Source organism: Rhodanobacter lycopersici (assembly GCF_040812335.1).
GTDB classification, from domain to species: domain Bacteria; phylum Pseudomonadota; class Gammaproteobacteria; order Xanthomonadales; family Rhodanobacteraceae; genus Rhodanobacter_A; species Rhodanobacter_A lycopersici.
On sequence record NZ_JBFOHK010000001.1, the window covers coordinates 883,138 to 901,954 of the forward strand.

The window sequence follows — 18,817 nt, forward strand, 5'->3', positions numbered from 1 at the left end:
AAACGGGCGGCCATCCATGGCCGCACTCTTCAATAAGAGCCCATGACTTACGCTAGCCCTACCTACGTCGAAGAAACCCGCATCGGTTTCCGCTTCCTCGCCACCCGCACCTGGCAGCATCATGTGCTGCGCGTGGCGATCAACGACCTGAAGCGCCTGCTCGGCGAGCCGCTGCCCCGCGGCGGCGTGCTGCTCGACGCCGGCTGCGGCCAGGGCAAGTCGTTCCGCCTGCTGCAGGCGGCCTTCGCGCCGGACCGGATGATCGGACTGGACGCCGATCCGCACAGCCTGGCGCTGTCGCGCACCGAGGCGCAGCGCGAAGGCATCGCCGCGGAGCTGATCGCCGCCGACTGCGCGCACATCGACCTGCCCGATGCCAGCGTGGACGTGCTGTTCTGCCACCAGACCTTCCATCACCTGGTCGAGCAGGAGCGCGCGCTGGCCGAATTCTGGCGCGTGCTGAAACCCGGCGGCCGGCTGCTGTTCGCGGAATCCACCAAGGCCTACATCGACAGCTGGGTGATCCGCTGGTTCTTCCGCCACCCGATGCATGTGCAGAAGAGCGCCGACGGCTACCTCGCGATGTTGCGCACGCAGGGCTTCGAGTTCACCGATGCCAACGTCTCGCTGCCCTACCTGTGGTGGAGCCGGGCGAAGGACTTCGGCCTGCTCGAACGCTGGGGCCTGCGCGCCCCGCCGCCGCCCGGCCAGCGCGAGGAAACCCTGGTCAACGTGGTCGCCCGCAAACCGCCGCCGGCATGAGCGCGACCTATCTCAACGCGCTGGGCGTGGTCTGCGCGCTGGGCGCGGGCAAGGCCGCGGTATCCGAGGCGCTGTTCGCCGGCGCGGAACACGGCCTGCACGCGGAATCCGGCCGGATTCCGGAACATGCGCCGCCGCTGGGCGCGGTGCGCACGCCGCTGCCCGAGGTCCCCGCTGCGCTGGCGGCCACGCGCGACAACCGCTGCAACCGCCTGCTGCTGGCCGCGGCGCAGGAGATCGAAGCGGACGTCCGCGCCGCCATCGCCACGCATGGCAACGCGCGCGTCGGCGTGGTGCTGGGCACCAGCACCGGCGGCATCGAGGAAGCCACCCATGGCCTCGCCGCGCAACGCCGGGATGGCACGTGGCCGGCGGACTACCGCTACGCACACCAGGAGCTGGCCGGCCCCGCCGAGTTCCTCGCCGAATGGCTGGAGCTGGCCGGCCCCTGCTACGTGATCTCCACCGCCTGCACCGCCGGTGCGCGCGCCATCATCAGCGCGCAGCGGCTGCTGCAGGCCGGTCTCTGCGATGCAGTGATCTGCGGCGGCGTGGACACGCTGGCGCGGCTGCCGCTGAACGGTTTCCATGCCTTGGGCGCCATGGATCCCGCGCGCTGCAATCCATTCTCGCGCGAGCGGCGCGGCATCAACATCGGCGAGGCCGCCGTGCTGTTCCTGCTGGCGCGCGAGCACGGTCCCGTGCAGTTGCTCGGCGCGGGATCGAGCTCGGACGCGTACCACATGTCCTCGCCCGACCCGGAAGGCCTGGGCGCCCGGCAGGCGATGGGTGCCGCACTGGCGCAGGCCGGTCTGGAGCCCGCGCAGATCGACTACCTCAACCTGCACGGCACCGCCACCACGCACAACGACGCGATGGAGGCGCAGGCTGTGGCCGCGCTGTTCCCGCACGGCGTGCCCTGCTCGTCGACCAAGCCGCTCACCGGCCACACGCTGGCCGCCGCCGGCGCGCTGGAAGCGGCGTTCTGCTGGCTCAGCCTGCACGATGGCCGGTTGCCGCCACAGCGGTGGGACGGTCTGGCCGATCCCGAGCTGCCCGCGCTGCGCTTCGTCGAGGCCGGTGCGCGCCTGCCGAATGACAGGCCGCGCCGGCTGATGAGCAGCTCCTTCGCCTTCGGCGGCAACAATGCCTGCCTGATCCTGGGAGATGCCGCATGACGCCGTGGCCCATCGCCGAGCTGCTGCCGCACGCGGGCGAGATGATCCTGCTCGACGCGGTGCTGGAGCATGGCCCCGAGCATGCCGTGTGCAGCCGGCGCATCCCGGCCTCCGGCCTGTTCCACGATGCGGACGGCACGCTGCCCGCGTGGATGGGCGTGGAGCTGATGGCGCAGGCCATCGCCGCCTGGGCCGGCTGCCAGGCGAAGATCGCGGGCGAGCCGGTGCGGCTGGGCTTCCTGCTCGGCACCCGCCACTACGCCTGCAACGTGGCCGCGTTCGCGCCAGGCAGCGAGCTGCGCATCGAGGCGCGGCGCGACTTCCACGACGACGGCGGCATGGGCGTGTTCGCCTGCCGCATCGAGGCGCCCGGCGTGCTGGCCGAGGCACGGCTCACCGTGTTCAGCCCGCCCGACGCGAGCGCCCTGTTCCAAAACGACAAGTCCCCATCACCTGCAACGGAACCAAGCCATGGCTGACACCATCCTGGTCACCGGCTCCAGCCGCGGCATCGGCCGTGCGATCGCGCTGCGGCTGGCGCAGGCCGGCCACGACCTCGTCCTGCATTGCCGCGCGAAGCGCGACGAGGCCGAGGCGGTGCGCACGGACGTCGAGCGCTTGGGCCGCGCCGCGCGCGTGCTGCAGTTCGACATCGCCGACCGCGAAGCGTGCCGCGCCGCACTGGAAGCGGACGTGGAACGGCACGGCGCACCCTACGGCGTGGTGTGCAACGCCGGGCTCACCCGCGACGGCGCGTTTCCCGCGCTCACCGACGAGGACTGGGACCGCGTGCTGCGCACCAACCTCGACGGCTTCTACAACGTGCTGCACCCGCTGGTGATGCCGATGATCCGCCGCCGCGCACCGGGCCGCATCGTCTGCATCACCTCGGTGTCGGGGCTGATCGGCAACCGCGGCCAGGTCAACTACAGCGCATCGAAGGCCGGCGTGATCGGCGCGGCCAAGGCGCTGGCGGTGGAGCTGGCCAAGCGCAGGATCACCGTGAACTGCGTGGCGCCGGGGCTGATCGACACCGACATGCTCGACGTCGACGTGCCGGTGGAGGACATCCTCAAGGCCATCCCCGCGCAGCGCGCCGGCACGCCGGAGGAGGTCGCCGCCGCGGTGGCCTTCCTGGTGAGCCCGGAGGCCGGCTACATCACCCGCCAGGTGCTCGCCGTCAACGGCGGCCTGTGCTGACCCAGCATGCCGGACCGGCGCAGCGTTCGAAGCCGGTACGGCCGTTGCCCATCCAACCGACCACCCAAGGAGACAGAAACGCATGAAAGCACTCACCATCGGCCTCACCGCCTTGCTCCTGGCCGCCCCGGCCGCCGCCATGGCCAGTGACAAGGTGATCCACCTGTCGTTCGAGAACGGCGTGGCGGCCGCCCAGAAGGCCGGCCTGATCGACGGCAGCGTGAAGTTCTACCTGGCCGGCAGCGGCCCGCACGGCAAGGTGGTCAACGACAACGTCACCATCAACCGCAAGACCAACGCCTTCGGCAAGAGCGACGAGGAAACCTGCAACCACGTGCTCGCCACCGATCTCATCTATCTGCAGAACGAGGCCAAGCAGGCCGGTGCCAACGCGGTGACGGATATCGTCAGCAACTACAACGACACCCCATTCAGCGACGGCCAGAACTACGAATGCCACAAGGGTTTCCTGATGTCAGGCGTCGCGCTGAAGGCCAAGCTCGTCAAGCTGCCCTGAGCGTCGGCCCGCCCAAAACCCGATGAACGGAACGCCGGCCATGCGCCGGCGTTTCCGTTTCGTGCCGGAGACTTGATGCGCCGCCGAACCGCCTGCACTGCCGGCACGCTATCATTTACGCCCCGACTCCCCTGGAATGCCGTCCATGCGTCCCTTCCCGCTCGGCGAAGAAATCGACCTGCTGCGCGATACCGTGCACGCCTTCGCCGAGAAGGAAATCGCGCCGCGCGCCACGCAGATCGACCACGACAACCTGTTCCCCGCCGACCTGTGGCGCAAGTTCGGCGAGCTGGGCCTGCTCGGCATGACCATCCCGACCGAGTACGGCGGCACCGGCATGGGCTACCTCGCGCACATGGTGGCGATGGAGGAGATCTCGCGCGCGTCCGGTTCGGTGGGCCTGTCCTACGGCGCGCACTCCAACCTGTGCGTCAACAACATCTTCCACAACGGCAACGAGGCGCAGCGGCAGAAGTACATCCCCAAGCTGTGCTCGGGCGAGTACGTGGGCGCGCTGGCGATGAGCGAGCCGGGCGCCGGCTCCGACGTGGTGGGCTCGATGAGTTGCAAGGCCGAGCTGAAGGGCGGCGTGTGGGTCGCCAACGGCTCGAAGATGTGGATCACCAACGGCCCCGACGCCGACGTGCTGCTGGTCTACATGCGCACCGCACCGCGCCCGGCGGGCAGCCGCTGCATGACCGCCTTCATCGTCGAGAAGGGCATGAAGGGTTTCTCCACCGCGCAGAAGCTGGACAAGCTGGGCATGCGCGGCTCCAACACCTGCGAGCTGGTGTTCGAGGACTGCGAGATCCCCGCCGAGAACATCGTGGGCGAAGTCAACGAAGGCGTGCGCGTGCTGATGAGCGGCCTGGACACCGAGCGCCTGGTGCTCTCCGGCGGCCCGATCGGCCTGATGCAGGCGGCGATGGACCTCACCCTGCCCTACGTGCGCGAGCGCAAGCAGTTCAACGCGCCGATCGGCACCTTCGAGATCATGCAGGCGAAGGTGGCCGACATGTATACCGCACTGCAGTCCTCGCGCGGCTTCGCCTACATGGTGGCGCAGCAGTTCGACGGCGGCGTGAAGTCGCGCATCGATCCCGCCGCCTGCCTGCTCAACGCCTCGGTCAACGCGGTGCAGGTGGCGCTGGAGGCGATCCAGTCGCTGGGCGGCAACGGCTACATCAACGAGTTCCCCGCCGGCCGCCTGCTGCGCGACGCCAAGCTGTACGAGATCGGCGCGGGCACCAACGAGATCCGGCGCATGCTGATCGGCCGCGAGCTGTTCCACGGCAAGGCCTGAGTTCCGCGACGCGGAAGCACTGCGGCGCGTCTACGCCGGCGACACCGGACCGGGATCGCTGGTGCTGGGCCGGCCGTTCTCGACATGGCCGGCGAAGCGGCGCAGGTACAGCGGATCGCCGGGCCGATCGATGATGAGGTCGTACCAGCCCGCGCTGGCGTCGAGCTGCCATGCACTCTCCACGCTGGCGCCGCCGGCCACCTCGCAATCGCGCGGATTTTCGTGGACATAGGCATTGCGTATCCGGCAACGGCAGGCATCCGTTCCGCTGTTGCGCAGTTGCACCACCAGCCGGCCCGACGCCGTGTCGGGCTGCAGCTGCACTTCCAGCGCGGTGGCCTGCCGGGCGGAACCCGCGCCGACGCTCCCCCGGAAATGGCCCAGGTAGCCGTTCGGGCCGCGCACCGTGAGGTCATAGGCGCCGGGCCCGGGCGCGGGGACCCAGTAGTCGGACAGACGGTCGCCAGCCGATACCGTGTAGCGCCGCGGCGCGCGTTCCGGCGCCATGTTGTCGTAGACGTAGAAGGCGGCGCCCGCCCTGCCGGCATTGTCGAAGTCGAGCCAGAACCGCCCGGCGGCACGTTCCTCGCGCCCCTGCACGGCGAATGCATACGGCAAGGCGCGCGCGGGGCGGACGCCCGGCTCCTGCACCGGCATAGCCTGCGCCGCCGGCACCAGGAAAGGCGCGTTGGCACTGTGCAGCGCGGCTGGCGGGTGGAAATGATGGATGCGGCGGTCGGGCGGCCCGGCGAAATCGAACGCAGCGAGCAAGTCGCCGCAGACCGCGCGGCGCCACGCACTGATGTTCGGTTCGGCGACGCCGAAGCGCGCCTCCAGGAACTGCAGCACCGAGGTGTGATCGAAAGTCTGCGAACAGACCCAGCCGCCGGTGGTCCACGGCGACACCACGACCATCGGCACGCGTGGCCCCAGCCCGATCGGTTGCAGGCCGCCCGGATCCGCACCGGGCACCAGCGACGGCTGGTACCCGGGATAACGGTCGAGATCGAGGAACTCGTCGTCGAGGCTGTCGCGCAACCCGTCCGACACCATCCCGTTGCCGTTCGACCAGCTGGTCAGCGGCGGCATCGGCGGCACCACGTGGTCGAACAGGCCGTCGTTCTCGTCGTAGTTGAGGAACAGCACCGTGCGGCTCCACACCGCCGGATTCGCCACCAGCGCCTCCAGCACCTGGTTGATGTAGTCGGCGCCGTCGCTGGGCGAAGCGGACGGATGCTCGCTGTATTTCTTCGGTGGCACGATCCAGGTCACCTGCGGCAGGCGATCGTGCAGCACGTCGTCGCGCAATTCGGCCAGCGTGTGCGTGGATGCGCCCTTGCGCACTAGCGGGCCGAGCGGATCGGCCCCCTCGGCCACCTGGTACCTGGCGAAATACTCCAGCGCGTTGTCCGTGAAATTGTCGGTCGGCGTGCCCGGCTGGCCGCTGCCGCCCTGGTACAGCTTCCACGAGATGCCGTGCGCCTCCAGTCGTTCCGGGTACGTGGTCCAGGTGTAGCCGTTGACGTGCATGCGCTCGTCCATGCCGGGGCCGGTCGGCCGCGTGCCGTAGGCATTGCGCGGATCGCAGGTGCCCGACCACAGGTACATCCGGTTCATCGCCGTGGCCCCGTGGATCGAGCTGTGGTAGCCGTCGCAGACGGTGAACGCGTCGGCCAGCGCGTAATGGAAACGCAGGTCCTCGCGCTTGAGGTAACCCATCGTCAGCGGGTCCTGCTTCTGCTCCACCCACTGGTCGTACCGGCCCTGGTTCCAGGCCAGGTGGCCGCTGTTCCAGCCGTGGTCCAGCCAGTTCTGGTGTTCGGTGGTGGTGCGCGGGTCGAGGTAGAACGGCAGCACGTAGGCGGCATCGTCCGGCACGCCGCGATCGTGGTAGCGCTTCGTTTTGCTCCGCGCCGGCGGCTGGTACCAGACCGGCCTGCCATCGGGAAGCAGATGCGGGCGCGGATCATTGAAGCCGCGCACGCCGCGCAGCGTGCCGAAATAATGATCGAACGAACGGTTCTCCTGCATCAGGATCACCACATGTCCGACGTCCCGGATGCTGCCGCTGGCGCGGTGGGCCGGCGTCGCCAGCGCCTGGCGGATGCTCGGCGGCAACAGCATGCTGCCAGCGGCGGCGCCGGCACTGGTAGCCATCAGACGGAGGAAGCGACGACGACTGGAACCGGTACAACTGGAGCTGGTCATGAAGCGGGAGTCTCGTCCTTCAATGTTTCCGTGCCGCGAATCGACGCCGCCTCGGTACGGTGCAAGTCGAACACCAGCACCTCGTTGTCGCCTGCGCGCAGCCACGAGGCGGGGCAATACAGCCGTTGCTGCGGGCCCAGGTTCCAGTAGCGGCCCAGCAGGCGGCCGTTGACCCACAGGTAGCCCTTGGCCCAGTCCGCCATGTCGAAATAGCAGTCGGTCGGCTTTTGCAGCGCCAGGCCGGCCTTGAAGAACACGCCCGGCCGCGCGGGCTTGCCGCGCAACGGCCGCAATGACGCCAGCCACTTGCCATCCAGCGGCAGGCTCACCGCCTCCCAGCCCTCCAGCGGCTGGCCGCCGAGCCGCACTTCGCCAACGATGCCCTTGCGGTCGGCCATCGCCTGGCCAAAGCCGACATGGCCAAAGCTGTCGACGAGGATTTCCAGCGGCGCCTCGCCGTGGCTTGCCGGCAACTGCAACCGGTTGCCCGCATGCAGCTTCGGATGCTGCACGCGCGACAGGTAATCGACGTAACGCCCACCGTGGAACACCGTGGCGTAATCGCGTACGCCATCGACCGTCAGCTCGCCGCCGCCCTTCAGCGGACGGCGATACAGCACCATGCCGTGGTCCTGGCCGAACAGCAGCTCGTTGGGTTGCGGGCGCCGCACCTGCTTCGCGACTGGCAGGTTGTCCCACAGCGCGGCGTATGGCTGCGGCGTGAACGGCGCGAAGCCGGCCATCGGCGGTGTGACCGGCACCTCGGGCAACGGCTGCGCCGCGTGGGCGGCAAGCATCTTGCGGAAGGTGTGGTAGTCCACCGTGGGTGCGCCGTGCTCGTCGATCGGTGCACCGTAGTCGTAGCTGGTGATCACCGGCTGGAAGTGCGAGTAGTCGCCATTCGCGTTGGCGCCCGCGCCGAAGCCGAAGTTGCTGCCGCCGTGCACCACGTACATGTTGAACGAGCGCCCCTCTGCCAGCAGCTTGCCCAGCGTGCCGGCGAAGTCGCCGCGCGAGAAATCCTTGTCGCCCCAGTGGGTGATCCAGCCGGGATAGCCCTCGCCCATCCACACCGGCATCTCGCCGGCAATGGCCTGCGCGCCCGCGAAATCGGTGTCGCCGTCTAGGCCCAGCGCGGTGCCCGGCAGGTAGGTCTTCGCCTTGCGCACCTGCTCGAGGCCATCGGAAATCGAGAACGGCCCGTGCACGCCGTGCTGCTGCCACAGCGCGTGGATCGCTTCGAGATAGGCGAGATCGTGGCCGAACGAGGCGTATTCGTTCTCCACCTGCACCATCAGGATCGGTCCGCCGTTCTCCGCCAGCAGCGGCTTCACCACCGGCGCGACAGTGGCGATGTAGCGGCGCACCGCGGCCATGTAGTCGGCGTCGTCCTTGTCGCGCACGCGGATGTGCGGATGGCGCAACAGGTACGGCGGCAACCCGCCGAAATCCCACTCGCCACAGATGTAGGGGCCGGGGCGCAGGTACACCCACATGCCTTCTTCCTGGCACAGCCGGATGAACTTCGCGAAGTCGCGATTGCCGGTGGTCAGGTCGAACTCGCCGGGCGCGGATTCCAGCGCGTTCCACATCAGGTAGATGGAAATCGTGTTGAGTCCCATCGCCTTCGCCATGCGGATGCGATGCCGCCAGTATTCGGCCGGGATGCGGATCGGGTGCATCTCGCCGCTGCGGATCTGGAACGGCTTGCCGTCGAGCAGGAAGTGCTGCGCGGAAAGTTCGAAGCGGTGCGGGCGGCCATCGGGCTTGATGCCGGCTGTGGCGGCGGCAGCGGCGCGGAGATTGCCGGCACGCCAGCCTGCGCCCAAGGCCAGTGGAGTCAGCACGCTCAAGCGCAGGAAGGTTCGACGTTGCATGCGGATTCCTCGATGGTTTCGTCAGTGCCGGGCTGCCGGCCAACGCACCTGCAGCGGATGCGACCAGCGCATCGAATAATCATACAAATAGTTTTGCCAGCTGCGGAAATCGGGCATGTCGCCCTGCGACCAGCCGGAGCCGGAGGCGAAGCGGATGCTGTCGCCGTCGGCCACGTCGAACAGCGCCCAGGCCGCGTCGTGCGTGCCTGCGTAGCGCGCGGTTTCGCCGGGCGCCAGCAGCAGCGCGGTGGCGATGCGGCCGGCGCTGGCCTTTTGCGGCGTGTCCCACACGACGATCCGCGGGGCGCCGTCATGCACGAGATCCGCACCGGCATGCACGGCGACGCCCGCGGCCACGGTGGCGCGTGGCGCGCCTACGATGCGCCAGGTCACCACCTGCCGGTTGAGATGCGAACCGGCATCCAGCGTGATGACCTTGTGCTGCTGCAGCGTCACGTCGCCCACGCGCCATGCCGGATAGTCCACCTCGAAACGCAGCCGCACCGGCCCCTGCGCGGTGATGCGCACCTGTGAGGCGTTGCGCGAGGCGACCGGCGCGCCGTCCAGCCAGCCCGCGGTGCCGCCATCGCCGGGTGTGTGGCCCACGTCGTAGCTGTCCAGGCCGTCGCCGTGGTCGATGTGGTAGGACATCGAGGGATCGTTCAGGCGCTGCCCTTCGGCGTCGCGCTTGTACCAGGCATTGACCACGTGCCGCGGCGGCCGCTTCGACCACACGTCGATGCCGGGAAACACCTGGCCGGTCTTTTCCAGCGCGGTGCCGTAGATGCGGTACGCCACCTGCTCGTTTTCCCATGCGAAGTCGTCGTCGCGCTCGGGTACGAGGCGCGCGAACAGCGGATTCGGCGTCGCCGGCATCGAAGCGGGCGCGGGAAGAATCTCCAGTTGCTCGGTGGCCTTTGGCGCGATGTCGAGCTGCACCAGCAACTGGTCCGGCACGGCACCGCCATCGCCGGCATAGGCCTGCACGGGCAGCCACGCGGTACTGCCCTCGACGCGCGCGGCCAAGCTGCGCGAGCGCCATTGCGGTCGGCGTTGCAGCACCTCGGCCATGGGCAGCGACAGCACTTCGCCATGGCGGGCCAGCGCGAGCGGGTTGCTCACCGCCACTTCCAGCGGTGTCGATGAAGCCGGTGCCGCACCTGCCGTGGCCACCCATAGTGCCGCCAGCAGCGCGATGCCGCCCCCGATACCGCGTGTCGCCATCGCCATGCCCGAGCCCACCCGACAGAAAGAAATCGAAAGTTTCAAAAGTTATTGAAACCTTTTGAAACTCTAGCCTAAGCTCGACCCAGCCCACAACATGCCCAGATCACGGATCGCCATGTCGACTGCACGCCCCGTTCCGTCACCATTTTCATCACGCCTGCTGGCCTGCGCGCTGTGCCTGCTGGCCACCGCATTGCTGGCGTTGTCGCCCCCGCCGGCACGCGCCGACGATCCGCAGGCCGGCGATGCGCCAACCAACCCCGGGCCGCGCGCGCAGCTCTCCGGTGCGATGAAGGCCGCCGACATCCGCCGCGCTGCGGCCCTGGTCGCCACATGGCAACTCCCGCGCGTTGACCACCACGACAGCCTGGACTGGACCTTCGCCCCGCTCTACCTCGGCTTCCTCGGCACCAGCGACCTGCTGCACGACCCGCGCTATGCGGACTACGTGCGCGGCGTGGGCGAACACACGCATTGGGGCCTGGGCCCGCGCGTGCACCACGCCGATGACCAGGCGGTGGCACAGGCCTGGCTGGCGCTGTACGCACGCACGCCCGATCCGGCGATGCTGCAACCCTTGCGCGAGCGCTACGACATGCAGATGCGCATTCCCGACGATGCGCAGCATCCACTGTGGTGGTGGTGCGATGCGCTGTTCATGGCACCGGCGACCTGGGCCGGCCTCGCCGATGCCACGCACGACAAGGCGTATCTCGATTACATGGATCGCCAGTGGTGGATCACCAGCGCGTTGCTGTACGACCCGGCGGAACATCTCTACAGCCGCGACGCCTCCTACCTGCAGAAGCGCGAGCGCAACGGGCAAAAGCTGTTCTGGAGCCGCGGCAACGGCTGGGTGATGGCCGGCCTGGCGCGCGTGCTGACGCTGATGCCCGCCAGCTATCCTCAGCGCCCGCGCTACCTGCAGCAGTTCCGCGAAATGGCTGCGCGGCTCGCGCAACTGCAAGGTCGTGATGGCCTGTGGCGTGCTGGCCTGCTCGATGCGGACGCCTATCCGCGCCCTGAAACCTCCGGCTCCGCCTTCATCGTCTACGCGCTGGCCTGGGGCGTGCACCACGGCGTGCTCGACGGCGCGACCTATCGCCCGGTGATCGAACGCGGTTGGCGCGGCCTGGTGGGCGAGATCTACGCCGATGGCCGCCTCGGCGACATCCAGCCGATCGGCGCCGCCCCCGGCGACTACCCACCCGGCGCCAGCTACGTGTATGGCGTGGGCGCCTTCCTGCTTGCCGCCGGCGAAGTGGAAGCCTTGAGCGAGAAAAAATCACGATGAACACACGCCAGCTCCTGCCCGCCGCCCTGCTCACCCTTGCCTGCGCAACGGCGCACGCCGCCGATGCGCCGCGCTGGTGGTGCCCGCTGGCGACGCCAGCGCCTGCCCATGCGAACGCTGCCGTGGTGACCGAGGCATTGGCGCACCTGCACGACCAACCGCAGCCCATGGTCCACGTACACACGCAGGGCCTGCTGCCGCACCAGGGCATCCACGACGCCAGCGCCACGGCCGAACGCGACTGGCCGCTGGCGCTGCGCGCCGCCGTGGCCTGGCGCCTGAGCGGCAAGCCCGAACTTCTGCAACAGGTGACGCGCTACCTCGATGCCTGGGCCAGCACCTACCAGCCCGACTTCAACCCCATCGACGAAACCAACCTCGCCAACCTGTTCCAGGCCTACGCGCTCACCCGCGACGCCCTGCCGGCCTCCACGCGCGACGCGATGGCCGCGCTGATCCGCCGCATCGCCGATGGCTATCTCGCCCACCTGCAGGCCAAGGCCGGCTCCACCTACATCAACGACATCAACAACTGGCAGAGCCATCGCATCAAGCTGCTCGCCACCAGCGCCGCCGCGCTGGGCGATCCGCAGCCGGTCGCCGCCGCACGCGAGCGGCTGCTGACCCAGGTCGCCGCGAATATCCGCCCCGACGGCAGCACGGTGGACTTCGCGCAACGCGACGCCCTGCACTACGTCACCTACGACCTCGAACCGCTGGTGCAGGCCGCGCTGGCGCTCTCGCCCTATGGCAAGGACAACCTGCTCGAAGCGCGCTCGGCCACCGGCAGCTCCCTCGCCGCCGCGCTGGACTGGCTGGCACCGTATGCCGAGGGCAAGCGGCAGCACCAGGAATTCGTGCACACCAGCGAGCCGTTCGACATCGAGCGGCAGAAGGCCGGCTTGAAGGGTTACGGCGGCATCTGGGATCCGCACAACAGCGCCGCGCTATATGCGCAGGCGGCGGTGCTGCTGCCGAAGTACCGGGCTCTGGCCGAACAACTGGGCGGTGCACCGTCCGTGCTGCAAGCCTGTGCGCCATCACTGGAGCACAAGTGATGAAACGTATCGCGCTCGCCGCGTTCACATTCGCCGCCGGCCTGGTCATGCCCCTGTGCAATGCCGCCGACACCACCACCGCGTGGCACGACCAGCGCTTCAACGCGGACGTCGGCGGCGTGGTGAGCCGCTCCGACATCGTGCTGAAGCACGCGAACCTGCGCGCCGACGAGGCGATGCCGCTGGGCAACGGGTGCCTTGGCCTCGCCGTCTGGTCGCAAGACGGCCTGACCCTGCAGCTCAATCGCGCGGACACCTTGCCGGGGCGCCTGTCGCCGGGCCAGGTGGTGTTCGCTGGCCTCAAGCCCTTGGCCAAAGCATCCGACTATGCGGGCCGGCTCGCCCTCCACGATGGCGAGTTCCGCGAGAGCGGCGCAGGCATGCAGGCCATGGTCTACGTGCAACCCGACACCGACGTTGCCGTGGTCGAAGTGCATGGCGCCGATCCAAATGTGCGGCAGTCGGTGCTGCTGCACCTGTGGCAACCGCGCAAGCCACAGACCATCGCGCAACAGGGCGTGGCCGTGCTCGCCGAAACGTGGAAGGACGACAGCGAGGCGGGTGCGTCCGGGCAGACCTTCGGTTCGCTGGCCGCGATCACGGCGCAGGCCCGCGACGTGCATGCGCAGGTGCAAGGGCCGCAGGCCGTGGAGCTGTCGTTCAAGCCCGCGGCTGACGGTTCGTTCCGCATACTGGTCGCCGCGCCGGAGTGGAAAGGCGGCGATGCCCTGCAACGCGCACAATCGTTGCTCGCCGACGCCGGCAGGACTCCCGACGCCGCGCACCGCGACTGGTGGAACGCGTTCTGGCAGCGCGCCGGCCTGATGAAACTCGGCTCCACCGACGGCAGTGCGGAATACATGGAGAACCTGCGCGCCATCGACCTGTACGCCACCGCCGCCGAGAGCCGTGGTCCACTGCCCGGCTCGCAGGCCGGCCTCGCCGACCTGTTCGCCTCCACACGCGATCAGCATCGCTGGGCACCCTCCGCCTACTGGCACTGGAATCTGCGCATGCAGGTCGCCGCCAACCTCGGCGCCGGCCTGTACGCATTGAATGCGCCGTACTTCAACCTCTACCGCAACAACCTCGCCAACATCGAGGCATGGACGCGCGCGCAGATGGATGGCCGCCCCGGCGCCTGCGTGCCGGAAACCATGCGCTTCAACGGCCGCGGCTACGAGAACGAAAGCTGGATGGGCGGGCCACGCATCAACTGCAGCGCGAAGTCGCCGCCGTATTACAACGCGCGCACCCTGACCACCGGCGCCGAAGTGTCGCTGTGGATCTGGCGGCAATACCTCGCCACGCGGGATCGCAGCTTCCTCGCCGCCAACTACCCGGTGATGGCCGCCTCCGCGCGCTTCCTGCTAGCCTACGCCAGACCCGGCGCGGACGGCCGGCTGCACACCTCCCCCTCCAACGCACACGAGACCCAGTGGGACGTGCACGACCCCACCACCGACCTCGCGGCGATGAAAGCGGTGTTCCCCATCATCATCGAGGCGGCGAACACCCTGCACATCGATGCCGAGCTGGTCGCCGAATTGCAGCAGGCGTTGCCGAAGATCCCCGCGTTCCCGCTGCGGCAAACGAGCGCAGGTAGGGTGATCGGCCCGTCGTACGATGCAAATGCAACGATCCAGAACACCGAGAACATCAGCCTCGAACCCGTCTGGCCCTATGGCCTGATCGACGACAGCGGCCCGCTGCACGCGCTCGGCGTGCGCACCTACATGCAACGCCCGAACAAATTCGAGAATGACTGGAGCTATGACCCGCTGCAAGCCGCCCACCTCGGCCTCGCCGACGAGGTGAAAACCGCCCTGCTCACGCTCACCGGCAAATACCAGCAATACCCCTGCGGCTTCGCCAAGTTCACCGGCAACGAGTTCTACGTCGAACAGATCGGCGTGGTCGCCGCCACCCTGCAGGATGCGCTGGTGCAGGACCACGACGGCCTGATCCGCATCGCACCCGCATGGCCGAAAGGCTGGAACGCCGATGCCACGGTCCACATCCGGCAACGCAGCAAGGTCGACCTGCAGATACGCGACGGCGTGCCGGACACGGTGGTGATCGAGGCGGGTGCCGAGGGGCACATGAAGGTGCGCAATCCGTGGCCAGGGAAATCGATCGAAGCCGTCGAGTCAGGTAGCGGCAAGCGCGTTGCCGAGGCCGGCAAGCAGAACGTGCTGAGCTTCGATGCCCAGGCCGGCAAGGCTTACCTGGTCGAACGTGTCGATCTGCCTAACGCGAGTCTTCCCTACGCTGCTATCCGTGGAGCCGCAGCTACCGAGCCGAAATCGCTGGGCAAGAGGCATATCGGCATGCCGTAAGACATCAGCCACCCGGATCGTCATTCCGGCGCAGGCCGGAATCCAGTGGCGGTACGGCTCGAATAAGCCTTGTCGCTGCTAGATCCCAGCCTGCGCCGGGATGACGGGCGAACAGAGCCAGCTTCGACACATGCCTCAACCGTGCAGGCTGGTGGCCCCACCAATCGTCGCACCACGCGTGCGATGGAAATCCAGCACGAGGATCTCGTTGACGCCCTTGCGCCACCACGGCGCGGGGCAATACAGCCGCTGCTGCGGACCCAGGTTCCAGTAGCGCCCGAGCAGATGGCCGTTGACCCACAGGTAGCCCTTGCGCCACGCACTCATGTCCACGTACGCATCGGCTTCGACGTCGCGCGTGACCTCGGCGCGGAAGAACAGGCCCGGCCGGTCGGGTGCCGACGGCGCAGGCGCGTTGCGCATGCGCTGCAGCAGCGCGTCGTCCACCGGCAGGCTGTACACGTCCCAGTCCAGCAGCGTCTGGCCATCCAGTTTCGCGCCGCCGACCAGGCCCTTGCGGTCGTTGTATATCTGCGCGTTGCCGATGTGGCCGAAGCTGTCGATCAGCAGGTCGAGCACGCGCTCCTGCCCGTCCAACGCGAACTTGCCCGAGGTGTGCAGGCGAGGGTCGACGACGCGCGAGACGTAGTCCACGTAGTTGCCGTCCGTGAACACCGTGGCGTAGTCGTGCACGCCGGTGAGCTGCAGCTGCCGGCCGCGCACGCGCTTGCGGTAGAGCACCATGCCCTGGTTCTGCGCGAACAGTTCCTCGTTGGAACGCGGCGCGTGCACCTTCTGCGGCGCCGGGAGAAGATCCCACAACGAGGCCACCGGCTTCGCCTGCACCGGATCGAAACCCGCCATGGGTGGCGTCGCCGGCACTTCGGGCAGGCTGCGCGGGGAGTGTTGCGCGAGCAAGGCGCGGAAGCGGTGGTAGGCCGGCGCGGGCGCGCCGTGTTCGTTGATCGGCGAGCCGTAGTCGTAGCTCGTGGTCACCGACGAGAAACCGCTGCCGTCCGCGCGCGAGATCCCGCTGGAGGTCAGGCCGAAGTTGGTGCCGCCATGCACCACGTAGAGATTGAACGAGCGCCCGGCAGCCAGCAGTTGCTTCAGCGTCGGCTCGAAATCGTCCTTCGGGAAATCCGCATCGCCCCAGGAGGAAATCCAGCCGGGATAGCCCTCGCCCATCCACACCGGATGATCGCCGGCGATCGCCTGCGCCGCGTCGAAATCGGTGTCGCCGTCCAGACCCAGCGCCACGCCCGGCAGGTAGGTGTGCGTGGACTGGATCTGGCTGAGCCCGTCGGAAATCGAGAACGGGCCATTGATGCCACGCTCCAGCCACAACTGGCGCAGCACTTCGAGGTAACCGAGGTCGCGCCCATACGAGGCGTATTCGTTTTCGATCTGCAGCATCAGGATCGGCCCGCCGTTCGCCACCAGCAGCGGCGCGATACGCGGCGCGACGTGGTCGAAATAGCGGCGCACCGCGGCCATGTAACGCGCATCATCCTTGGTGCGCACGACAATGCTCGGGTCGCGCAGCAGGTACGGCGGCAGTCCGCCGAAGTCCCACTCGCCGGCGACGAAGGGACCGGGACGCAGGTACACCCACATGCCCTCCTCCGCGCAGATGCGGATGAAGCGCGCGAAATCGCGCGCGCCCGTGGTCATGTCGAACACGCCGGGCTCGGATTCGTAGGCGTTCCACATCAGGTACAAGCTGACGGTGTTGAGGCCCATCGCCTTCGCCATGCGGATGCGCTGGCGCCAGTACACGGGCGGGATGCGGATCGGGTGCATCTCGCCGCTCTTGATCTGGAACGGCTTGCCATCCAGCAGGAACTGCCGCTTGCCGAAGCTGAAGCGGTGCGGCTTGCCGTCATTGGGCCGCGGCGCGCGCTCGTCCTGCGCGGGAAGCGCATCGGCACGCAGCCGGAAATCCGCGGCGAGCGTGCCGGCCACGCCGAGCGCGCCGAGTTTCAGGAAGTGCCTGCGTTGCATCGGTCCGTCTCCTATGGGTACGGGCAGGCGGCCGGTACACGGATGGGCAACGCAGGTTCGGGCTGGCCGTCCCTTGCACCCGCCGCATCCTGCACCGCCAGCGCCGCTGCCGGCAGCGTTTTCAGGTGGGTGAAGTTGGGTGACCACAGCTTGGTGGGGCCGGGGTTGTGCGGCTTGCCGGCGCCGTCCGTCCAGTTGTCGGTGATGCGCAGGTGGCCGCTCCACGAGGCCCAGGCACTTACCCAGGAACCCAGCACCACGTTGTGCTCGACGTCGAAGTACGTGCTGTGTTCGTCGAGGTAGATGCCGTTGCCTTCGCCGCTGTGGCGCATGTCGGTGACGTTGCGAACCACGCACGAAGTGCCCGGCGTCGATTGCGCCTGCGTGTAGATCGCACCGCCGTCGGCCAGCAGCTGCATCACGCGCTCGATGCGGTTGGCCACGATATGGATGGACGACTGCACCGGCGTCTCGCCCTCGTAATCCCAGCCCCAGCCCACCGAGATGCCGCTGTAAGGCAGATCGCTGATGGTGTTGTGCGCGATCTCGATGCCGTTGACGAAGCCGGCCATGATCGCCACGTTGTCGCGGTAGGCCAGCGCCACGTGGTCGATGCGGTTGTCGTCGATCACGATGCCGGAGGTCTTGCTGGCCGGGTCGGCGGGGTGCCCTTCCGTGTCGCCGGCGAACACGGCACCGCCGCCGATGTCGGTGAAGCGCGAGTTCGTCACCGCCGCGCCGTGCGTGCCGCCCGCCAGGGCGATGCCCGCCGCCGCGAGCTGCCGGAAACTGTCGCGGTCGAACACGATGTCGCGGCCCGCTTCCACATCCACGGCGCTGCCGATGCGCGTCATGCCCTCGCCATTGTCGGGCAGCGCGGTGCGGCTGTCGCCGTCCACCAGGTAGCCCGCCTGCAACGGTACGTAGCCATCGGCGGATTCCGGCTTGCGCCATTCGGTGCCGGCGAAGGTGATGCCGCTGAAGACCAGATCATGCGAGCCTTTCAGCACCAGCAGCTGTTCGAGTGCGGGCAGTTCGATGGAAGGCGCCTGCGCGGCTTCATCGGGCAACGGCCGATAGCGCAGCATGCGGTGCGCAGTATCGATCGTGTAACTGCCGGGCGCGGACGGATCGCCGGCAAGGTTCTCGAACCAGTCCACGCCGGCGTAGTACTTGCCCACGGGGCTGGCCACCGACCAGCCGTTCTTGGCCGAGTCCAGCGTGGCGTTGTGCCAGCACGGCTGCGCGAGGTCGACGCGGCCCTGTCCCAGCGCAACCACGCCGCAACGGAAATCGCGCCAGCGCTCGTGCATCACCGCCAGCGAGCCGACCTGCAGGGTGTGCAGGATGGCTGGCGGCACGTTCGACAAGCCTTTGGCATCCACCACGCAGTGCGGACAGGTCCCGCTGCGGGACGGCCAGCGGCGCTGGCCATCGATGTAGATGCTCGATGGCGCATCGTTCGACGGCAACGCGAAACTCCACAGCGCGCCATCACGCGTGCCCTGCACCAGCCGGTTGCCGGACAGCACCGGATGCGTGCCCGGTGCCGCCTGCCAGCGCACGGGATGGCCGCTTGCGCCGCTGTCCAGGGCATAGAATCGCAATGGCTGTTGCAGGCGATAGGTGCCGTCCTGCAACTGCACGGCGATGTTGTCGTGGTCTTGGGCGCGCAACTTGCGTACCTGCACCTGCGCGGCTTGCAGGGTGCAAGGCGATGCTGTGTCACAAGTGCCGCTGGCCGAACCTGCCGGCGCGACATGCAGGGTCTGCGCTCGGGATGCGAACGGCAACATCACAATCAGCAAAGTTGCGGCAAGTCGGCAGCGTAGAGCCCTTCTCCCCTTGGG

General features: G+C 68.3%; 14 protein-coding genes. 9 read left to right on the forward strand and 5 right to left on the reverse strand.

Annotated elements, in window-relative coordinates; all coding sequences use genetic code 11:
- Positions 1-42: 42 nt before the first annotated feature.
- From ABQJ54_RS04020 to ABQJ54_RS04045, 6 genes are all read left to right on the forward strand, one after another.
- On the forward strand, positions 43-762 hold the full coding sequence (locus ABQJ54_RS04020; protein ID WP_367852973.1) for a class I SAM-dependent methyltransferase: 720 nt from the start codon (positions 43-45) through the stop codon (positions 760-762).
- Positions 759-1,940, forward strand: coding sequence for a beta-ketoacyl-[acyl-carrier-protein] synthase family protein (locus ABQJ54_RS04025; RefSeq protein WP_367852974.1), 1,182 nt, complete (start codon positions 759-761; stop codon positions 1,938-1,940). Before ABQJ54_RS04020 ends, ABQJ54_RS04025 begins: the two co-directional genes overlap by 4 nt.
- Positions 1,937-2,419, forward strand: coding sequence for a hotdog family protein (locus ABQJ54_RS04030; RefSeq protein WP_367852975.1), 483 nt, complete (start codon positions 1,937-1,939; stop codon positions 2,417-2,419). The genes ABQJ54_RS04025 and ABQJ54_RS04030 overlap by 4 nt, the downstream gene beginning before the upstream one ends.
- Positions 2,412-3,140, forward strand: a complete 729-nt coding sequence (gene fabG / locus ABQJ54_RS04035) for a 3-oxoacyl-ACP reductase FabG (RefSeq protein ID WP_367852976.1) — start codon at positions 2,412-2,414, stop codon at positions 3,138-3,140. Before ABQJ54_RS04030 ends, fabG begins: the two co-directional genes overlap by 8 nt.
- 82 nt (positions 3,141-3,222) lie before the next feature.
- Positions 3,223-3,657 carry an excinuclease gene (locus ABQJ54_RS04040; RefSeq protein WP_367852977.1) on the forward strand — a complete coding sequence of 145 codons (435 nt, stop codon included), beginning with the start codon at positions 3,223-3,225 and terminating at the stop codon, positions 3,655-3,657.
- Positions 3,658-3,802: 145 nt separating this feature from the next.
- Positions 3,803-4,960 carry an isovaleryl-CoA dehydrogenase gene (locus tag ABQJ54_RS04045; RefSeq protein ID WP_367852978.1) on the forward strand — a complete coding sequence of 386 codons (1,158 nt, stop codon included), beginning with the start codon at positions 3,803-3,805 and terminating at the stop codon, positions 4,958-4,960.
- A gap of 30 nt (positions 4,961-4,990) precedes the next feature.
- On the opposite strand, the gene ABQJ54_RS04050 is transcribed toward ABQJ54_RS04045, so the two are convergent.
- The 3 genes from ABQJ54_RS04050 to ABQJ54_RS04060 are packed head-to-tail and all read right to left on the reverse strand — an operon-like array spanning position 4,991 to position 10,269.
- Positions 4,991-7,168, reverse strand: a complete 2,178-nt coding sequence (locus ABQJ54_RS04050; protein WP_367852979.1) for a phosphocholine-specific phospholipase C — start codon at positions 7,166-7,168, stop codon at positions 4,991-4,993.
- Entirely contained in the window at positions 7,165-9,045 is a 1,881-nt protein-coding gene (locus ABQJ54_RS04055; protein ID WP_367852980.1) for a beta-galactosidase, read from the reverse strand. Before ABQJ54_RS04055 ends, ABQJ54_RS04050 begins: the two co-directional genes overlap by 4 nt.
- 21 nt (positions 9,046-9,066) lie before the next feature.
- Positions 9,067-10,269 (reverse strand): DUF4861 family protein, encoded by a 1,203-nt coding sequence (locus ABQJ54_RS04060; protein ID WP_367852981.1) that lies wholly within the window; start codon positions 10,267-10,269, stop codon positions 9,067-9,069.
- A 118-nt stretch (positions 10,270-10,387) separates the two neighbouring features.
- Here ABQJ54_RS04060 and ABQJ54_RS04065 point away from each other — a divergent pair, with 118 nt between their 5' ends.
- From ABQJ54_RS04065 to ABQJ54_RS04075, 3 genes are read left to right on the forward strand one after another with little or no spacing between them, the layout of a single operon-like run.
- Positions 10,388-11,566, forward strand: coding sequence for a glycoside hydrolase family 88/105 protein (locus tag ABQJ54_RS04065; protein ID WP_367852982.1), 1,179 nt, complete (start codon positions 10,388-10,390; stop codon positions 11,564-11,566).
- Positions 11,563-12,624: an alginate lyase family protein gene (locus ABQJ54_RS04070; RefSeq protein ID WP_367852983.1), complete on the forward strand. Its 1,062-nt coding sequence runs from the start codon at positions 11,563-11,565 to the stop codon at positions 12,622-12,624. The genes ABQJ54_RS04065 and ABQJ54_RS04070 overlap by 4 nt, the downstream gene beginning before the upstream one ends.
- Positions 12,624-14,963 (forward strand): glycosyl hydrolase family 95 catalytic domain-containing protein, encoded by a 2,340-nt coding sequence (locus tag ABQJ54_RS04075; RefSeq protein ID WP_367852984.1) that lies wholly within the window; start codon positions 12,624-12,626, stop codon positions 14,961-14,963. The genes ABQJ54_RS04070 and ABQJ54_RS04075 overlap by 1 nt, the downstream gene beginning before the upstream one ends.
- Before the next feature lie 135 nt (positions 14,964-15,098).
- On the opposite strand, the gene ABQJ54_RS04080 is transcribed toward ABQJ54_RS04075, so the two are convergent.
- Together ABQJ54_RS04080 and ABQJ54_RS04085 are read right to left on the reverse strand one after the other, a co-directional pair.
- The gene (locus ABQJ54_RS04080; protein ID WP_367852985.1) at positions 15,099-16,967 is read right to left on the reverse strand and encodes a beta-galactosidase; all 1,869 of its coding nucleotides are present in this window, start codon (positions 16,965-16,967) and stop codon (positions 15,099-15,101) included.
- 11 nt (positions 16,968-16,978) lie between these two features.
- Entirely contained in the window at positions 16,979-18,643 is a 1,665-nt protein-coding gene (locus tag ABQJ54_RS04085; RefSeq protein WP_367852986.1) for a right-handed parallel beta-helix repeat-containing protein, read from the reverse strand.
- Positions 18,644-18,817: the final 174 nt, after the last annotated feature.